The following is a 17,197-nucleotide window of genomic DNA, read 5'->3' on the forward strand; positions in this document are numbered from 1 at the left end:
GCAAATTTATTTTCCTTTCAATACGGATAATAGTACAAATCGGTCGTTTTTGTTTTTAGATAATTCTTTGGGGGCAACCCCTGAAAACTTCTTCACTTCTTTGATGAAATGATTCTGATCGGTATAATTGAGTTCCGGAAAGAGTCTTCCCTGTGCAATGTGTTCCAATGATGTTCTGAAACGCAAAATAGTAGAGTAGGCTTTTAATGACAAGCCAAGCTGTTTGGTGAAATAACGGTTGATCTGTCTGCTGCTCCAGCCTGTTTTTTCGGAAAGTTCCTGTACGCTCATTTCGCCTTTTGAGGTATAAACCAATTCGAAAAGTCTGCGTTTTCTTTCATCTACCCTTTGAGGAAGCAGCTCTTTTATTTTTTGAATTGCCTTTTTACAGCAATGATTAAAATCCTTTAAGTCTTCAGCTTTAAAATTCCAGAAATCATGAGAAAGTTCTTTTCCGATATTCAATAAGTCTGCGATGGAGGTATTTAAAATATACTCCACAGCAAGAGGTTTGAAGCTGACGATAAAGGCAGTTGTATGTGGAGCAATATACCTTTGTTCAGGATAAGTTTCCAGTCCGAGAAGGGTAATATGAAAAGGCTCTGATGCCGACTGTGAGAAAAATAAATCAATTCTTCCGTCAGGAATAATCACCACTTCTTTAGCTTCTTCCGAAAGATTCTGAAAAGTTCCCAGATTTTCAACAAAATCCGCGAGCTCTTTTTCAGGTTCGATAAAGTTATAAGTGAAATCAATATCCATAATGTTGGTCCGTTTAAGACTTATTTTTAATGAAGAAAATTACAAAATTTGCTATAGATTGCCAAGTCCTGTAAAACTCATCGTGATAATTAATAATAAATCTTTCTTATTAAAAGTCTTAGGCTATCAAATTCGAACATTTAAAATATAAAGCCCTTTAAATTATGGTTTTCCGTAAGTTGTAGCCATTCTTTTTATTTAATATTGCCTCAATCATAAATTTTAAGTATGGCAATTTTATTAATTATTATTTTATTTATACTGATGCTTTATGCATTTGGTAAATCTGGAAAATTTAAAAAAGAATCCCTTAAGAAAGAAGCTCAGATTACCAACCTAAAAAGAGAAAATGACCAGTTGAAAGTAGAGGTTTCTAAGTTACAGCTTGATAAGATTACTTTAAGCAAAAAAATAGCTGAAGTATTACAACACAATGATTCATTAAGAAAGTATCAGGATATTATTGATATTAAAGTTGAATGTGATTATCTTCTTAAAAAAGCTGAAAGAGATAGTCTGAGATTGAAAGAAAGAGCTGGTCAGGAACTTTCAGAAGCACAGAGCCAGGCACGGGAAATTCGTAGAAATGTAAAGGAAATCACTGAAAAGAAATCCAGAGAAATAGAATTACTGTATGAAAATGCTGTGAATGAAGCTAAGCGTATTGTGGAAAATGCAGAAGTAAGGGCAGAATCAATAGGTGGAGATGCCTATCGAAGTTTAAAAGAAGCAGATCAGATTGCTGATAGAATAAAAGCAATGAAAAATGTGATTCAAGGTTATGGTAATGAATATCTGATACCAACATATACTTTATTGGATGAATTGGCAGAAGATTTTGGCCACAAAGAAGCAGGTGATAATCTTAAAAAACTCAGACAAAATAATAAGCTTATGATTATAAGCAGACAGGCCGGTATTTGTGATTATATGGATGAATCAAGAAGAAATACAGCTATTGATTTTGTTATTGATGCCTATAACGGGAAAATAGATTCTATTTTGGCGTCTGTAAAGAAAGATAATTTTGGGATTCTGAAACAAAAGATGGATGATGCATTCCAATTGGTTAATTTTAATGGACAGGCTTTTAGAAATGCGAGAATATCCGAAATATACCATAGTGCGAGAGTTGAAGAATTAAGATGGGCTGTAGTTGCCCAGGAGTTGAAATGGCAGGAACAGGAAGAGCAAAGACAAATTCGTGAGCAGATTCGAGAAGAAGAAAGAGCACGTAAAGATTATGAAAAAGCAATCAAAGAGGCAGAAAAAGAAGAACAGACTTTAAAAAGGCTGATTGAGAAAGCCGAATCTCAGGTAGTTAGAGCTAATGAGGAGCAAAAAATACTTTTTCAGCAGCAGCTTGAAGAATTACAGCAAAAGCTTACCCAGGCCGAAGAGAAAAATCAAAGAGCAATCTCAATGGCACAGCAGACCAGAACCGGAAATGTATATATTATTTCAAATATCGGTTCATTTGGAGAAGATGTTTATAAAATTGGTATGACAAGACGTTTGGATCCTTTAGACCGTGTTCGTGAGCTTGGGGATGCAAGTGTCCCTTTTGAGTTCGATGTTCATGCCATGATATATGCTGAAGATGCTCCCGCATTAGAAAAACAGCTTCACAAGAAATTTTTGAAAAGTCAGCTTAATAAAATTAATCCTAGAAAAGAGTTTTTTAAGTTGAATATTCATGATGTCAGAAACTATATTGATTCTATGGGAATTGCTTGCAAATGGACACTTGCAGCAGAAGCAAAACAGTACCGTGAAACTTTGAAGCTTGAAGAAGATATGAAAACGAATAAACAGCTTGAAGCAGAATGGGAACAATATCAGGAAGTTACAGATCCTGTTACTTATGATGAAGTTCTCTCAGAAGAATAACTTTTCTACAAAAATAAAAACCCTTTAAGCCCAATGTTTAAAGGGTTTTGTATTTTATAAGTATCATTTCGTATGATGTGAAAAATTCCCCTCCTCCGGAGGGGTGGCGAAAATTCAAAGAATTTTTGACGGGGATGGTTTACAATTTCTGATAAACCAGACTTCCACAAATTATTGCTACTTTTAGAGCTTAAAATAGATTTAGGACAATACCTAATGGACAAATCATCACTTAATACCTACTTTCATTCTTTATTCAGTATTAAAACTGAAGTGGTTGAAAAAATTACTGAAAAATTCAGTCATTTTGAGTTAAAGGCAAATACTGTTTTGTTGGATAAAGATGCCATCAGTACCAAAACGTACTTTTTGGAAAAAGGCTATGTACGGTCGTATATATTAAATGAAGATAATGAGGAGATTACCACCAATATTTATAGGGCTCCGTGTTTTGTAAACGATTTTTTGTCATTTTTCAAACAGCAGCCTACCAAAGAGATATATCAAACTGTGACGGAATGTGTTTTCTGGGAAACAGGATTGGAAAATGTACAGCATAATTTCCATAATATTCCCGAATTCAGAGAATTCAGCAGGCTTCTTTTTGTTCTTAATTATTATAATATTCATGACAGACTGATCGAAATGGCGAGTCAGAAGGCCTCCACGCGATATTTTAATCTGATGAAGAAAGACCCAGATATTTTTCAGCATGTTCCTTTGAAGGTGATTGCTTCCTATCTGGGAATAAAAGACAGTTCTCTGAGCCGGATCAGAAGGGATATTCATAAACTGTAATTTCTTTTCATTTGTCAAGTGATAGTTCAAAGATCATCACTGATATTTGCTTAAAAATAATTTCATGAACAAAAAACATATTGTTGTAGTAGGATTAGGTGGTGTAGGCGGTTATTTTGGTTTTAAAATAAATCAGATCAATGAAGCTACCGGAAAATATACTGTTTCTTTTGTTGCCCGCGGAGAAACTTATGAGAAAGTAAAAGAAAACGGATTGACCTTACTGTCTCCCGAGCATTCCAATCCACAGACTCATCCTAATGCTATTGTGCAGAACATCAGTGATATCAAAAATCCTGATCTGGTTTTGATCTGTGTAAAAGAATATGATCTTGAAAATGTCTGCAAGCAATTACTGCCAGTCATTAACAAAGACACCATACTGCTTCCGATGATGAACGGAGCAGATATCTACGATAGAATCCGTACCATAATTCCAGATCATACTGTTCTTCCAACCTGTGTGTATGTAGCTTCTCATATTAAGGAAAGAGGAATAGTAGAACATAAAGGAAATGCCGGTAAAATAATTGTGGGACGAGATCCTGAGCATTTTTCTACTCTGGTGGAATGGGTTACAGATGTATTAAGCGAAAGTAAAATAGAGTTTGAATTTAAAGATAATTCAATGAATGCTATCTGGACGAAATTTATATTCATTGCGAGTTTCGGATTGGTAACAGCCAAGCATAATTCGTCTATGGGAGCGGTATGTAATGATAAAGGACAAAACGATGAAGCTGCTGGAATTATGAATGAAATAAAACTCATCGCAGCCAAAAAAGGAATTGATCTTCAGGAAGATATTGTTCATGCAACTTTCGAAAAAGCCTCTACTTTTCCTTATGAAACTCCTACTTCTTTACAACTTGATATCAATTCGGGAAAGAAAGATAACGAACTGGAACTTTTTGCAGGTGCCATTATAAAATATGGTTCCGAAGTGGGTGTAGAAACACCTTTTACTCAAAAAATCTACTCTGAGATTAAAAACAAAATAAGTTTAGGCTAAAGCCGAATGAAAAGAAATAGAAAAAGGCGGGTTAAAACCCGCCTCTATTGAAATTAAATATAAAAGATAGAAATTTTTAATTCTTTGGTTTCTTCTTCACAAACGAACTGTTTAAGCACTATGCATGAATTTCTGCCGGTCCAATAGCACTTCTTCCGTTTCCCGATGGTCAGGATCATCCACACAACAGTCTACCGGGCATACCGCTTTACATTGTGGTTCATCATGAAACCCTTTGCATTCCGTACATTTTCCGGATACGATATAATACACTTCATCCGAGACAGCCGGATGATAAGTATCGGCATCACCTTCGGTACCATCAGGAAATGTTATAGGTCCTGAAAGTTTTGTTTTGTCTTTCCAGCGCCAGTCGATAGCACCTTCGTAAATGGCTGAGTTGGGGCATTCAGGTTCGCAGGCTCCACAATTGATACAGGCATCTGTTATTTTTATAGCCATATTGTTTGAATTTAAAGGGTTTAAAAAAGGGATTTCTTCAACGTCGGACGGTTCAGAAATCCCTGCTAAACTTAATTACAGCAGTTCAACACTGTTCTTTGAAAATAAGCAGCATAAAGTGTGCTAATTTTTATTTTTAACTTATTAGTTTACAATATTTCTACAGATAATCTATCCATTTGGGTTGTAAGATGAATCTGGCAGGCTAATCTGCTGGTCGTATTAAATTGAAGAATTCAGGTTTTCAATTTTTTTAGAGGTTGCAATGCTGATAAGCTTGTTAAACTTACCGGAATAGAGATCTGAAATTTCAGTTGAGTTGTCTGAAGCAAACAATGATGATCTTACAATGGGTACACTGAATGGTAATGGCCATGCACGCAATGATTTGGCAATAGAATCCATGGCGTTGATTCCCTGCATCGCCTGCAAACCATCAGCCCAGCATACCAAGCCCACAGTTTTATCAGTAAGATAAGGTTCGTGCCATTTGGAGGTCACTTCAAGCCAGTCCAGACAGTTTTTCATTACCCCTGGAATGCTTCCGTGGTAAAGAGGAGCCAGCCAGATATGCAGATCAGCATCCGTGAACATCTGAGTCATGCGCTCTACTGCCAAAGGAGTTTTGGTGAGAGTGACATCAAATAAAGGGATACCAGAGTCTGCAAGCGTAAAAATATTGGTTTGAATTCCCAGTTTATTCAGATGTTCTGAAAAATAATCTGAAATAAGTCCGGAAGTAGATAAAGTCCTTCTTTCCAGAGATCCGTTGAATATGATAGCTTTCATTTTTTTATTGTTTAAAAATTACTTTTGGTAATCCTATTTCACCGTACATCAGTGTTTTCACCAAAGGTTTCAATAATCCTGCTGCTAATAAATACAATGCAGGGTCATGATTCGTACTTGCGCGAACAACTACTTTCTGATTTCTGTACTGTTTCAGATCAGCATAGATAAGACGGCGTTTCCAAAGGTCGAGCAGAATGGTTTCTGCATTGTTTAAATCAGCATAGGAAGCATAAGGAGACAGCTTTTCCATAATCAGCATATAAGCCCAGGGCGGGATGATGGCATCCGTAGAACAGATGATTCCTACTGCTTTTTCGTTATATACAGAAAAATCCACCGCAGCAATTGATTCTTTAAACTCTTTCTCCCTCACAATAATTCCCATGAAAAGGTGATCTTTGATATCCAGCTCTACAATTTCCGTAGTCGGTTTATAGTCTGAGAGGTCAAGGGCAATAATGCCTGAAGCCTTTGCTTTATTGATAAAATTTTCCTCAGTCATAGTTTATTTACATTCAGTGTTAATTATCTTACTTTTGACAAAGCCTCTTCATATTTTTTCTCAACAGCAGACCAATCTAGTACGGACCAGAAAGCATCCAGATAATCTGCACGTTTATTCTGATAGTTCAAATAATAAGCATGTTCCCAAATGTCTATTCCAAGAATCGGGAAACCTCTGTTCATCGAAAGAATATCCATCATCGGATTATCCTGATTAGGAGTAGAACTGATCGCCAGTGATCCGTTGAATTTCACAAAAAGCCACACCCATCCGGAACCGAACTGGGCTAAACCTGTTTTTTTCATTTCTGCTTTAAGATTCTCAAGGCTTCCGAAAGTGGCTGTGATATCATCATGAAGCATCCCTTCAGGAGTAAGTTTAGGTTCAGGAGAAAGAATTTCCCAGAATAAAGAATGATTATAGTGACCGCCACCATTATTTCTTACAGCAGGGCTGTATTCACTGATTCTTTGCAGTAAGGAATCCAGATCCGGATTGACTTCATCAGTTTGTGCCAGTGCAGTATTCAGATTGTCTACATAAGCCTGATGATGCTTCTGGTGGTGAATAGTCATTGTTTCTTTATCTATAAAAGGAGCCAAAGCATCATAAGCATAAGGTAATTGTGGTAATGTAAATGGGTTCATCGTCTTTATTTTTTTGATTAATGTATGACAAAGGTAGAAATATATTTTAATAAAACAACTTTTTAGTTGTTTTATGTATTTTGTGATTTTAATTAATAAAGTATTGTAAATGTTTAATTTAAGCTCTTGTTTTTGAAATTATAGAAAATGACTATATTTGTTGTTGGAAAATAAAACAACCTAAATATTGTCAAATGAAGAAGCCGGCTGTAGATCGTATTCTGATGTTTTTAAAGATGAGAGGGGAGGCTACATCGCTTCTTATTGCTGAAGAATTGTCGATTACCAAAGAAGGGGCAAGAAAGCATTTATTGAATCTTGCTCAGGAGGGATTGATCCGGTCTTCAGTGAAGAGCGAAGGAGTAGGTCGTCCATCCACTTATTATATTCTTACAGAGAAAGGATTGGCTCAATTTCCGGATACGCATGCAGATGTAACGGTTCAGATTCTGAAATCCGTAAAAAATCTTTTGGGAGAAAATGCTTTAAATCTATTAATTAGTGACCGGGAAAAAAATACCCATGACCGCTATGAAAAGATACTTTCCAAGACAAAATCTCTTGAGCAGCGCCTTGAATCCCTTGCAAAAGTGCGTAGTGATGAAGGCTATATGGCAGAATGGAAAAAAGAAGGTACAGATTATTTTCTGATTGAAAACCATTGTCCGATCTGCGCTGCAGCAACAGAATGTCAGGGTTTTTGCCGTGCCGAATTATCCAATTTCCAGTCGTTGATTGGGAAGGATTACAAAGTAGAAAGGATAGACCATATCATTTCCGGAGGACAGCGCTGTGTGTATAAAATCAGCCAATAATTCATCATTTATAACTCATAACTCATAATTCATCATTCAGAAAATGGCTTTAAAAGCAGTAATATTTGACATGGACGGTGTTCTGATAGACTCAGAAAAATTCTGGACTCAGGCAGAGCTTGATGTTTTTTCATCCTATGGAGTGCAGGTTACAGATGAACTGGCAGCACAAACCAAATATATGACTACTCAGGAAGTCACAGAATTCTGGTATGAAAGATTTCCGTGGGAAAACTTTGATGCATCCGACTTAGAAAATAAAGTAGTCACAAGAGTAATCGAAATGATACAAAGCAAGGACTGCACGATGTCTGGAGTGCAGGAGTTTATTAAAAATCTTAAAAATAAAGAGTACAAAATAGGATTAGCCACCAATGCTCCTTTGCGTGTAGCCCATGTTGTTCTTGAAAAGCTTCAGGTTCGTGATCTGTTTGATACTGTTCACTCATTAGAGTTTGAAACTCAGGGAAAACCTCATCCGGCGGTGTATCTTACTTCTGCAAAAAATCTGGGTGTTTCTCCCGAACACTGCATTGCTATAGAAGATAGCCAATCAGGATTAAAAGCAGCCAAAGCAGCCGGAATGCAAACCATAATTTTCACCAATAATGATGAAAGCATACATTCAAACCTTGCAGACTTTAAAATCTTAGACTTTAATACAGATTTTCCGACTCTATTTAGGGAATAACGGATGATGAATGGTGAATAGTGAATATGCTTCGCTGTGAATTTAATAGAGACTGTAAAAATTGACTATTGACTGCGTAGCAAATTGACCATTGCCACAATCTTGCATCCCGAAAATCCGAATCTTGCCTCTTAATACCTCGTCAACACTTCCATCAGCAAAAGAATTGAAACCAGTTTTTTAGACGACTGATACTCCGGATTCAGTTTTTCGCGGATTTCTCCCAAGGCTTTGCTTAGCTTATTACTTACCGTCTTATTGCTAATTCCCAATGCTTCTGCGGTTTCATTCACAGACATATTTTTCCGGATTCTCATATCATATACCTGCTGTTCTGTGGAAGGAAGCTGAGAAACAACCTCATCAATCATCGATAATAAAGTACTGATCTCATTTTCCTCAAGGATTTCAAAATAGTCCGAATCTGCGATTTCAATTTCATTCGGAATATCAAACTCATCAATGCTCAGCGTTGGAGGTGCTTTTTTGTAGCTGTTATAAAAATCAATAATCCGATAATGAAGATGGCGGAAGAGGTAGCCTTTGGCACTTTCTGTATCATCGGTTTGTATAAGGTCTGTATTTTCAAGAATCTTCATCCATAGGTTCTGAAGAATTTCCTCAGAGACTTCTTTATCCCTTGTCCGCACATAAACAAAGCGATATAGACTATCCCAGTATCGGTCATACAGCAGCATAAATGCAGGGCGGTCGCCTGATTTTATTTTCTTTAATAATGTATAGTCGGTTGCGCTCATATTGTTGTCACAAAATTACCTAAAGGAAAATTAACTTTTTGTGAACTTTGGGTATGTTAAGATTAAATATTTCTGAAAAAAGAGCCCAAAATTGGATCTTAATGTTGAGTAAATGTGAAAAAAAACGAAAATTATTAACAATTTGGTGTAAATGTGAATATAATATTAAGAATGCTCTGGGGAAGTTTTTCATTTTCAAAGTCTTATAGATAGAAGTATCTGTGAATACTATGAAAAACTCTATGAAAAAACGCTTAACCTATAAAAATATTGAAGCCTTTGTTTTCAGACTTTGGGAACGGGAAGTTTCGGAAGATCCTATTTCTGAAAAAGAAAATGAATTGTTAAGACAATGGAAGACCCTTGCAGAAAAAGATCTGGATATTGTTCACCTTAAAGAATCCAGAGAAAGGATACTATCTGGGCTGGAACATTTTTTTCCTCAAAAAGATATTGTTTCTATACAACAGGTAAAAAGCTTTAAAATCCATCTCTATAAAATTGCAGCGGTTATCATTCTGCTTTTATCATTAGGAGGCATTTTTACCTATACAATGTTTATTAAGCCGGATATATACCTTTCAAAATCTGAAAACAGAACTGTTCATCTTGAAGACGGATCCGTAGTTACTCTTTTGCCGGGTGCTGAACTGACCGTTGCAAAATCTTTTCCTGCTTCTACAAGAGTTGTAGATTTAAAAGGAGATGCCATTTTTTCTGTAGCCAAGTCAAAGACACATCCTTTCATTGTTCGTGCAGATGGGTTCAGTACTAAAGTATTGGGAACGGTATTTAAAATCTCACAGTCGGGGAAGAGAAAAGCAGTTGATCTTTATGAAGGGAAGGTTGCGGTATCATCGCCGGGTGTTCCTGTTTCTTTCCTTAAGCCTAATCAGAAATGGACCAATTTCGGGATTGCTCATACCACAGCAGTTATTTCACTGAAACCAGCGAAAAATTCACCCAACAAAGTTCCTGCAATATTATCTCTGAGCTTTAACGATGTTCCTTTAAAAGAGGTAGTTGCGGTGCTGGAAAGCAGTTATAACACAAAGGTTTTATATCCTAAGGAGGCCGAAGACAAAAAAATAACGGCAGATTTTACCGGAGGGACTGTTGCTGAAAATATTGAATCACTGGCCTTCATCCTGGGACTGGAAGTACAGAAAAAAGAAAACACCTATATCCTTAAGAAATAAATCATTATTCAAAAAAAATAAATAATCATAATCAAGAGAACACTATTAAGTATGAAAAGTTTGAAATGTGGGATTACCATAGCAGCCTTATTTTTTACTGTAGCCGCAGAAGCTCAGGAGCTGGTTCAGAAAGTAACATTTTCTGTACCTGCCAACAGACCGTTGATTGAGGTTTTAGAAGAATTTGCCGGAAAAACGGGGATGAGACTGGCTTATTCCAAATTAGATATTAAAGAGCTGAAGGTAAGAGGAATAAAATGCGAAAATACTTCCGTGAACAATTGTCTGAAAGACATTACTAATGGACTTCCTGTTGTTTACCGTTTGCATGGTGACCTTATTTCGATAAAATATGAAAGTTCAAATATTTCAGTACCGGGAAACGGACGTATTTCCGGTAAAATAGTGGATGAGGTAGGAAATCCTATTACCGGAGCAGAAGTGAATATCGCTCAGAAAACAGTCATAACAGATAATAACGGAGATTTTAAAGTAGATCTTCCTTCGGGAACTTATAATCTGACCATAAAAGCTTCTAAATATAATACGCTGAGGGTTGAAAAACTATCTGTCAGCAATAAAGAAACCAGCTCTGTTTCATTTGCATTAAACAAAGCTTCTGATAAGATCACAGATATTAAAGAAGTTGTAATTACAGCAGCGCGTAAAGCAGATACCCAGGCAGGGCTCCTTGCCCAGCAGAAGAAAGCGGCACAGATGAGTGATGGTATTTCAGCAGAACAGATTTCCAAAACTCCCGACAGCGATGTAGGAGGAACATTGAAAAGAGTAACAGGAATCACGACGATTGATAACAAATATGTGGTGGTACGATCTATGGGAGAACGTTGGAACACCGCTGCAATGGACGGAATTAATCTGCCGAGTACAGAAGCTTACAGCCAGAATTTTTCGTTTGATATCATTCCTACCGCAATGGTAGAAAGTGTAGTGGTAAGCAAATCTGCAACTCCGGATATGAATGCCAGCTTTGCAGGAGGCTATGTGGAGGTGAGGACGAAAGATATTCCCAATGAAAACTTTACAACCGTAACCATGGGAACTTCTTACAATGATCAGTCAGCATTCAAAGAATTTTTGACCCGTAAGCGCGGAAAGTATGATTATTTCGGATATGATGATGGAACAAGGGATTTTCCCAAAGGATTAGAAGCGATGAACTGGACAGATCCCAAATTTTTTGAGCAATCTAAACAGTTTACCAACGACAATTTCAGCACCTATAAGACAAGAGGCGACATGGGTTCTAATATACAGCTGGCAGTAGGAAGAACATATGCTCTTAAAAACAATAATAAATGGGGATTTGCAGGAGCATTTGTTATCAGAAATGAGCAAAATAAACTGGATATTGACCACACAGGAAGGGGTAACTGGCTGGATACAACAGGAATGCCGGATGCGAACGGACAGATTCCATTTTACAATTTCAAAAACAGCGGAGCTTCCTACAACTATAATTCTACGCTGGCAGGAATGTTGAATTTCGGATTTCAATTGGGAAAAAACAGAATCTCATTCCGTAATTCTTACACCCATATTTTTGACAATACGCTAACAAGAGTAACAGGCTGGAATGAATATTCAACCGGAAGTGGAATGGCAGCCAATGCAGAATTAGCCTATAATTATTTCTACAATGGAGTTGTTCCTAATAATGATCCCGCTCAGATCAAAAATTTAGACAGACCTTATACTGATAATACCAATTACCCGATTTTTCAAACCCTTTTACAAAATAAATTAGAAGGAAACCATAAAATAGGAAATGCAGAAGTAAGCTGGTTTGCAGCCCGTACAGGAGTAGCTTCCGATACCAAAGATTACACACAGTATATTACCCGGTATGATTTTATTGGAAGTGAAATTCTGACTTTTCATAAGATCTATAATTCCGGAGCTGACTTTTACAGAGGATATATTGAAAACAGAGAAACAGATTACAACTATGGTGCTTCTGTGAAATGGGATATGAATGCCGGAAGTTTTAAAAATACCATCAAAACCGGATATGCCGGAGCTATAAAAAACAATACCAACCAACAGCAGAAGTTTTTTCTTCGTGTTGACGAAAACCGGAACGTTCCGAATAGCGAGAAGAACTATTTGACGATGTATGGTTCTCTTGCTGACTGGTTTAATGGGTCCCATTATGTTCCGGGTGGTATTGGTTGGGAAACCAGAGGATTGTACAAAAATGACAAGTATGAAGGTGAAGTGAATCAGCATGCGGTTTTTCTGATGTTTGACAACCGTTGGGAGAAATTAAGATTAGTTTGGGGACTTCGTGCAGAATATTTTAAGTATGACATGATTTCCCAGCAGCTGGATCCTTCCGATTCCAAATACATCATAAGAGCAGCTATAGACGATAAACCTTGGCAGTGGATGCCTTCCGTGAATTTTACGTACAGTCCTACCAATAAAATTAACTTGAGGCTTGCCTACAACAAATCTGTTATCCGTCCTCAATTTAATGAGAGAACAGGATTGCCCTATTTTGATCCTATTGCTAATGGGTTGATTTATAATACAGAATTAAGTTCATCAGTAATCAATAATTATGATTTCAAATTTGAATGGTTTCCAGGGCTTGGTGAGATATTTTCTGCAGGATTGTATTACAAAGATATTGACAGGCCTATTGAACGTGAAGGTCATATTTCAAGTGAAGGAAATCTTTTCTTATACAACGGAAATTCAAAAAATGCAAAGCTGCTGGGAGTGGAAGCAGAAGTAAGAAAAAGCTTAGGCTTTATCGCTGACGGAACTTTTCTGGAGAAACTTTTTATAAGCGGAAATTTTACCTATAACCATACGAAAGTAGTGGCTTTTAAAGACCTGTATAAAACGGGTGATAATGACGATACCTACGAAGTAAAACGACCGCTTTACGGACAAACACCTTATGCTTACAATCTTGGACTGGTCTATGACGGAACCCGTTTTGGGATGAGTTTTTTGTATAATGCAAAAGGAGACCAGTACATCACGGTAGGATATGCGTACAAAGGAGAGGAAATCCAACGTCCTTATGCAGTGGCAGATGCCCAGATCTCTTATAAATTTCTTCGTAACAGAAACTTTGAGGTGAAATTTAATGTAAGAAACCTCTTCAACAGGGTAAAGGAGTATTATAACAACTTTAATTCTTATCTCGCGGCAAAAAATGGAGGTGGAAGTAATGTAGGTACGGAAAGAGAAGCCTGGGATCTTCTTCCCGGAGCAACAGACAAGTATGATAAAAATATTGATAAAATCATGTTTCGGGCGTACAGCGGAAGAATGTTCAGCCTGAGTGTGAACTATACTTTTTAAAAATAAGACACCAAACATTATTATATAAAAAGAGCTCTTAGATAGAAGGGTACAGGTTTCGGGAACCTGATCAGAGACTGAAGAAATACTGATGATGCGCACAGCAGTACAGTTAAGAAAAAAACCGGACGTTAACAGCTTTTCTCAGGCGTTAATGGATCTCATGGGAACTCCCGCAATGCAGCTCCTCCTGCGGAGATGGGATGAACACCAAAAAACAAATCGAAGGAATAGAGAGGAAGATATTCCTGAATATTAAAAAACTGATCTGGTATAAAAAATAATACGACCGGATTGTACTAAAAATTATAACAATGAAAAGACTAACTCTAATTGCAGTGGCAGCATTATCTCTTACAGCTTGTCAACACGATCAACTGGCGGATTCATCATCTCCATTCGATATGAAATCTACTTCTGCTGAATACCTTACAGCTTCGGCTCTTCCGGTAACCAGCGTTAGTGGTGCTATTACTACAAATACTACATGGAGTGGTGTAGTTGAATTAGATGGAGTTGTAACCGTAAAAGATGGTGCTACATTAACAATCCAGCCGGGTACATTCATTAAAGCTAAGCCAAACACGAGCAATACAGCTACAGGAGTTTTGGTAATTGCTAAAACAGGAAAAATCAACGCAGCAGGTACAGAAGCTCAGCCAATCATTTTCACAAGCTACAAATTGTTAGACGGAAATGAAGATACTACGGCTGCTCCTGGTGATTTTGGAGGTGTTATCATCTTAGGAGACGCTCCTACAAACACTCCTTTCACAAAAACAATTGAAGGATTATCTGGTCCTGATTTTTATTACGGAGGTACAAACGCTTCTCACAACGGAGGAACATTGAAGTATGTACGTATTGAGTTCGCAGGATATGATCTTTTAGCTCCAAACTCAGGAAACGAAATCAACGGTCTTACTTTAGGAGGTGTTGGTAACGGAACTACTTTGGATCATATCCAGGTATCTTTTGGAAAAGACGATTCTTTTGAATTCTTTGGAGGTACTGTAAACGCGTCAAATCTTGTTTCTTTCGCTGCGGATGATGATAACTTCGACTTTGATAACGGATATACAGGAACGATCACTTGTGCTCTTGCTTTGGCAGATTACAATTCTACGCACAGTCTTAGTGGATCAAGCCCGGATTCTAACGGTATCGAGCTTGATAACAACGCAGACGGTTCTTCTACATCATTGTTGACGCACCCTGTTATCAACAATCTTACGATCATTGGTACTAAAAACTCTACTCAGGGTGCTTTGTATGAAAATGGTATCCACATCAGAAGACACGGAAGATTAACATTGAATAACGCTGTAGTGACAGGATATCCTGTGGGAATCAAAGTAGAAGGTACAGGTTCTGAACTTTCTTCAGCTTCAGCATACAACACCATCCAGATCCACGGATTTAATACTTCTGTTACAGGAACAGGAACAGCAGGAATCCCTGCCGCTAACCTATTAACTGGAACTCCTGCATCTCTATGGGGTATGAGCCAGCCATTCTTCAACGAAGGAAGCTGGAATGTATCTCCAAGAAACTGTGGAAACTTCCAGGGACTTTGGACAAAATACAATTTCACGATTGTAGAATAATAAAAAACTTTAAAAAGCAGGGAACAGCACATGCTGATTCCTTGCTTTTACTTCAAAAACATTAATAATCAGCATTATGAAAAAAATAATTTTATCATCTGTTCTGTTTTTATCCCACCTTGCTGCAGCGCAGACTCTGGTTTGGGGAAATTCTTTTGATACGCCTGCTGACCTACAGGGATGGACGTTCCATGATCTGAACAGCAACGGTAACGGATGGGTGCAGGGACAGAATATCTACCACAATGGAACGACTTTAACCTATGGAACCACAGGCGTTCTTCGTCATTCTATCAGTGTGGTACCAACCGGTAATGCTACAGGATTTACTACAGAAAATGACTGGATCATTTCTCCTCAGATTGATCTTACCAACACTGCAGGTACAGTTACTTTAGCTGCGAATATCGGAAGGCAGAGAACTACCCATACCATTGTTGCCAGAGACCTTTTTATCTATGTAAGTACTCCGCAGAAAGAGGTTCCTACATTAGCGGATTTTCAGGCCATGACAGTAGATGCAGGTGGTAATGACGTTCAGAGTCTTTATAAAATACAGGTAGGAGACTCAGCCAATCCATTTCCGGCAGATCTTACCCAGTTTGTACAATCCCTTGTAGATCTTTCTGCTTTTGCGGGGAAGAAAATCTATATCGGAATGTGGGCTAACAGAAAAGCAAGCGGAAATAATATCCAGAATATCAATATTGATGAAATAGGAATCTATGCTACAGCATTTTTGGGAACTAAGGATGTAAAAAGAAACAAAATTGTAACACAAATAGCAGAAAATCCGGTAAAAGAATCTTTACAGCTGCAGCTTAACCCGGCATTGGAAGAAAATGCAACTGTAGTGAATATTTACAATGCAGCAGGACAGAAAGTACTTACCACTCAGTATTCTAAGGCTATCCATATAGCAGGGCTTATTTCAGGGGCTTATATCGCAGAAATTACAGATGGAAAGACTGCAGAAAGGCTGAAGTTCATTAAAAAATAATTCTTCTGACCTTAGAAACTGACTTTAGAAACACCAGAAATTTAAAATACAATAATGGATAGCACCTGAAAAATGCTATCCAGAACATATCCAACTAGTTTTTTTATAATTATATATTGCCCGGCTGATGGGCTGGGCAATATTTTTAAGTTTTACCATCAAATAATTAAATAAGGATGAATAAAATCTTTGCATTACTACTATTTTTTACCGTACTTTTTTCATGTACAGACAATAATACAATGGAGTTGTATGATAAAGTACAGAAACCCGGAGAGATTAATATCAAAGGATTTTCCAAGCCTGATGCTCTTCAGCTGAGGTTTAACGGACAGCCTGTATCCATTGACGGAAAAACGTCCTATACCAATAAAATAGAAACCCAGCTTCAGTTTGTACTGGATCAGGGAGAAACTAACAAACTGTCTGTCTATAACAATGAAACAGGCGCTGAAATAGCAAAATACAATATTACATATGACAATATAAATGATTTTAAAACCCTAAACTTTTTTAATCTTCCCGGAATTTATTTACAGACTTACGCCGTAAAACCTCAGGTTAATCTTGGGAAAGTCGGTTTTGAATTTATTTTTCCTAATCTGGGCGAGTTGTCCGGAACTTCATTGAAAAATGTGAAAGGTATTTTGAAAAGAGATAATGGAGTTGTACTGGCAGAATTTGACAACATCGGGAAAGATAATTTTACAGCAGTGAAAATCTATAACTTTTACAGCTCCACAACTCCTGTATATCTGGAACTGTACAAACCGGGAACTACAGAACCTTATGCAGGATCTAAAATGATTCAGGTGAAAATAAAACAACACACAGGTGCCAATATGATAGTTCTTCAGGAAAAAATGGAAAATGGAGAATGGGCCGTAAAAGGAGATATTGATGTCGCTGAATATCTGTAA

At 37.3% G+C, this 17,197-nt stretch carries 16 protein-coding genes; 10 read left to right on the forward strand and 6 right to left on the reverse strand.

Annotated features, from left to right (window positions below; translation table 11 throughout):
- Positions 1-6 precede the first annotated feature (6 nt).
- Positions 7-762: a helix-turn-helix domain-containing protein gene (locus tag LKL37_RS03840; protein WP_431609275.1), complete on the reverse strand. Its 756-nt coding sequence runs from the start codon at positions 760-762 to the stop codon at positions 7-9.
- A 228-nt stretch (positions 763-990) separates the two neighbouring features.
- Here LKL37_RS03840 and LKL37_RS03845 point away from each other — a divergent pair, with 228 nt between their 5' ends.
- From LKL37_RS03845 to LKL37_RS03855, 3 genes are all read left to right on the forward strand, one after another.
- Complete coding sequence (locus LKL37_RS03845; protein WP_431609276.1) at positions 991-2,652, forward strand: DUF4041 domain-containing protein; 1,662 nt, start codon at positions 991-993, stop codon at positions 2,650-2,652.
- Positions 2,653-2,868: 216 nt separating this feature from the next.
- On the forward strand, positions 2,869-3,450 hold the full coding sequence (locus tag LKL37_RS03850) for a Crp/Fnr family transcriptional regulator (protein WP_431609278.1): 582 nt from the start codon (positions 2,869-2,871) through the stop codon (positions 3,448-3,450).
- A gap of 64 nt (positions 3,451-3,514) precedes the next feature.
- Positions 3,515-4,462, forward strand: coding sequence for a ketopantoate reductase family protein (locus tag LKL37_RS03855; RefSeq protein WP_431609279.1), 948 nt, complete (start codon positions 3,515-3,517; stop codon positions 4,460-4,462).
- A gap of 111 nt (positions 4,463-4,573) precedes the next feature.
- On the opposite strand, the gene LKL37_RS03860 is transcribed toward LKL37_RS03855, so the two are convergent.
- The 4 genes from LKL37_RS03860 to LKL37_RS03875 all read right to left on the reverse strand — a co-directional run bounded on the left by LKL37_RS03860 (position 4,574) and on the right by LKL37_RS03875 (position 6,868).
- On the reverse strand, positions 4,574-4,924 hold the full coding sequence (locus LKL37_RS03860) for a 4Fe-4S dicluster domain-containing protein (protein WP_431609280.1): 351 nt from the start codon (positions 4,922-4,924) through the stop codon (positions 4,574-4,576).
- Positions 4,925-5,146: 222 nt separating this feature from the next.
- Positions 5,147-5,713, reverse strand: a complete 567-nt coding sequence (locus LKL37_RS03865; RefSeq protein WP_431609281.1) for an NADPH-dependent FMN reductase — start codon at positions 5,711-5,713, stop codon at positions 5,147-5,149.
- Positions 5,714-5,717: 4 nt separating this feature from the next.
- Entirely contained in the window at positions 5,718-6,218 is a 501-nt protein-coding gene (locus LKL37_RS03870; protein ID WP_431609282.1) for a DUF2480 family protein, read from the reverse strand.
- Between the two features lie 23 nt (positions 6,219-6,241).
- The gene (locus LKL37_RS03875; protein ID WP_431609283.1) at positions 6,242-6,868 is read right to left on the reverse strand and encodes a superoxide dismutase; all 627 of its coding nucleotides are present in this window, start codon (positions 6,866-6,868) and stop codon (positions 6,242-6,244) included.
- Positions 6,869-7,062: 194 nt separating this feature from the next.
- On the opposite strand from LKL37_RS03875, the gene LKL37_RS03880 reads away from it, so the two are divergent.
- Entirely contained in the window at positions 7,063-7,683 is a 621-nt protein-coding gene (locus tag LKL37_RS03880) for a helix-turn-helix transcriptional regulator (protein WP_431609284.1), read from the forward strand.
- A gap of 43 nt (positions 7,684-7,726) precedes the next feature.
- Entirely contained in the window at positions 7,727-8,374 is a 648-nt protein-coding gene (gene hxpB / locus LKL37_RS03885; RefSeq protein ID WP_431609285.1) for a hexitol phosphatase HxpB, read from the forward strand.
- Between the two features lie 131 nt (positions 8,375-8,505).
- On the opposite strand, the gene LKL37_RS03890 is transcribed toward hxpB, so the two are convergent.
- A complete protein-coding gene (locus tag LKL37_RS03890; protein ID WP_431609286.1) occupies positions 8,506-9,132 on the reverse strand; it encodes an RNA polymerase sigma factor in 627 nt (208 codons plus the stop codon).
- Positions 9,133-9,374: 242 nt separating this feature from the next.
- Here LKL37_RS03890 and LKL37_RS03895 point away from each other — a divergent pair, with 242 nt between their 5' ends.
- From LKL37_RS03895 to LKL37_RS03915, 5 genes are all read left to right on the forward strand, one after another.
- On the forward strand, positions 9,375-10,331 hold the full coding sequence (locus LKL37_RS03895; protein WP_431609287.1) for a FecR family protein: 957 nt from the start codon (positions 9,375-9,377) through the stop codon (positions 10,329-10,331).
- 51 nt (positions 10,332-10,382) lie between these two features.
- Positions 10,383-13,670: a TonB-dependent receptor domain-containing protein gene (locus LKL37_RS03900; protein ID WP_431609288.1), complete on the forward strand. Its 3,288-nt coding sequence runs from the start codon at positions 10,383-10,385 to the stop codon at positions 13,668-13,670.
- A gap of 314 nt (positions 13,671-13,984) precedes the next feature.
- Positions 13,985-15,277, forward strand: a complete 1,293-nt coding sequence (locus tag LKL37_RS03905; protein WP_089690915.1) for a hypothetical protein — start codon at positions 13,985-13,987, stop codon at positions 15,275-15,277.
- A 76-nt stretch (positions 15,278-15,353) separates the two neighbouring features.
- Positions 15,354-16,277 carry a T9SS type A sorting domain-containing protein gene (locus LKL37_RS03910; RefSeq protein ID WP_431609289.1) on the forward strand — a complete coding sequence of 308 codons (924 nt, stop codon included), beginning with the start codon at positions 15,354-15,356 and terminating at the stop codon, positions 16,275-16,277.
- 176 nt (positions 16,278-16,453) lie between these two features.
- Complete coding sequence (locus tag LKL37_RS03915) at positions 16,454-17,197, forward strand: hypothetical protein (protein WP_431609290.1); 744 nt, start codon at positions 16,454-16,456, stop codon at positions 17,195-17,197.

The organism is Chryseobacterium sp. 'Rf worker isolate 10' (genome assembly GCF_050753305.1).
GTDB lineage: Bacteria > Bacteroidota > Bacteroidia > Flavobacteriales > Weeksellaceae > Chryseobacterium.

What these genes read in the sequence shown, in the direction of transcription:
- LKL37_RS03910 (WP_431609289.1), top strand. Translation starts at nt 15,354, where the DNA reads ATGAAAAAAATAATTTTATCATCTGTTCTGTTTTTATCCCACCTTGCT.
- LKL37_RS03905 (WP_089690915.1), top strand. Translation starts at nt 13,985, where the DNA reads ATGAAAAGACTAACTCTAATTGCAGTGGCAGCATTATCTCTTACAGCT.
- LKL37_RS03845 (WP_431609276.1), top strand. Translation starts at nt 991, where the DNA reads ATGGCAATTTTATTAATTATTATTTTATTTATACTGATGCTTTATGCA.
- LKL37_RS03880 (WP_431609284.1), top strand. Translation starts at nt 7,063, where the DNA reads ATGAAGAAGCCGGCTGTAGATCGTATTCTGATGTTTTTAAAGATGAGA.
- LKL37_RS03915 (WP_431609290.1), top strand. Translation starts at nt 16,454, where the DNA reads ATGAATAAAATCTTTGCATTACTACTATTTTTTACCGTACTTTTTTCA.
- LKL37_RS03855 (WP_431609279.1), top strand. Translation starts at nt 3,515, where the DNA reads ATGAACAAAAAACATATTGTTGTAGTAGGATTAGGTGGTGTAGGCGGT.
- LKL37_RS03840 (WP_431609275.1), bottom strand. Translation starts at nt 762, where the DNA reads ATGGATATTGATTTCACTTATAACTTTATCGAACCTGAAAAAGAGCTC.
- LKL37_RS03860 (WP_431609280.1), bottom strand. Translation starts at nt 4,924, where the DNA reads ATGGCTATAAAAATAACAGATGCCTGTATCAATTGTGGAGCCTGCGAA.
- LKL37_RS03895 (WP_431609287.1), top strand. Translation starts at nt 9,375, where the DNA reads ATGAAAAAACGCTTAACCTATAAAAATATTGAAGCCTTTGTTTTCAGA.
- LKL37_RS03870 (WP_431609282.1), bottom strand. Translation starts at nt 6,218, where the DNA reads ATGACTGAGGAAAATTTTATCAATAAAGCAAAGGCTTCAGGCATTATT.
- LKL37_RS03865 (WP_431609281.1), bottom strand. Translation starts at nt 5,713, where the DNA reads ATGAAAGCTATCATATTCAACGGATCTCTGGAAAGAAGGACTTTATCT.
- LKL37_RS03850 (WP_431609278.1), top strand. Translation starts at nt 2,869, where the DNA reads ATGGACAAATCATCACTTAATACCTACTTTCATTCTTTATTCAGTATT.
- LKL37_RS03900 (WP_431609288.1), top strand. Translation starts at nt 10,383, where the DNA reads ATGAAAAGTTTGAAATGTGGGATTACCATAGCAGCCTTATTTTTTACT.
- LKL37_RS03875 (WP_431609283.1), bottom strand. Translation starts at nt 6,868, where the DNA reads ATGAACCCATTTACATTACCACAATTACCTTATGCTTATGATGCTTTG.
- hxpB (WP_431609285.1), top strand. Translation starts at nt 7,727, where the DNA reads ATGGCTTTAAAAGCAGTAATATTTGACATGGACGGTGTTCTGATAGAC.
- LKL37_RS03890 (WP_431609286.1), bottom strand. Translation starts at nt 9,132, where the DNA reads ATGAGCGCAACCGACTATACATTATTAAAGAAAATAAAATCAGGCGAC.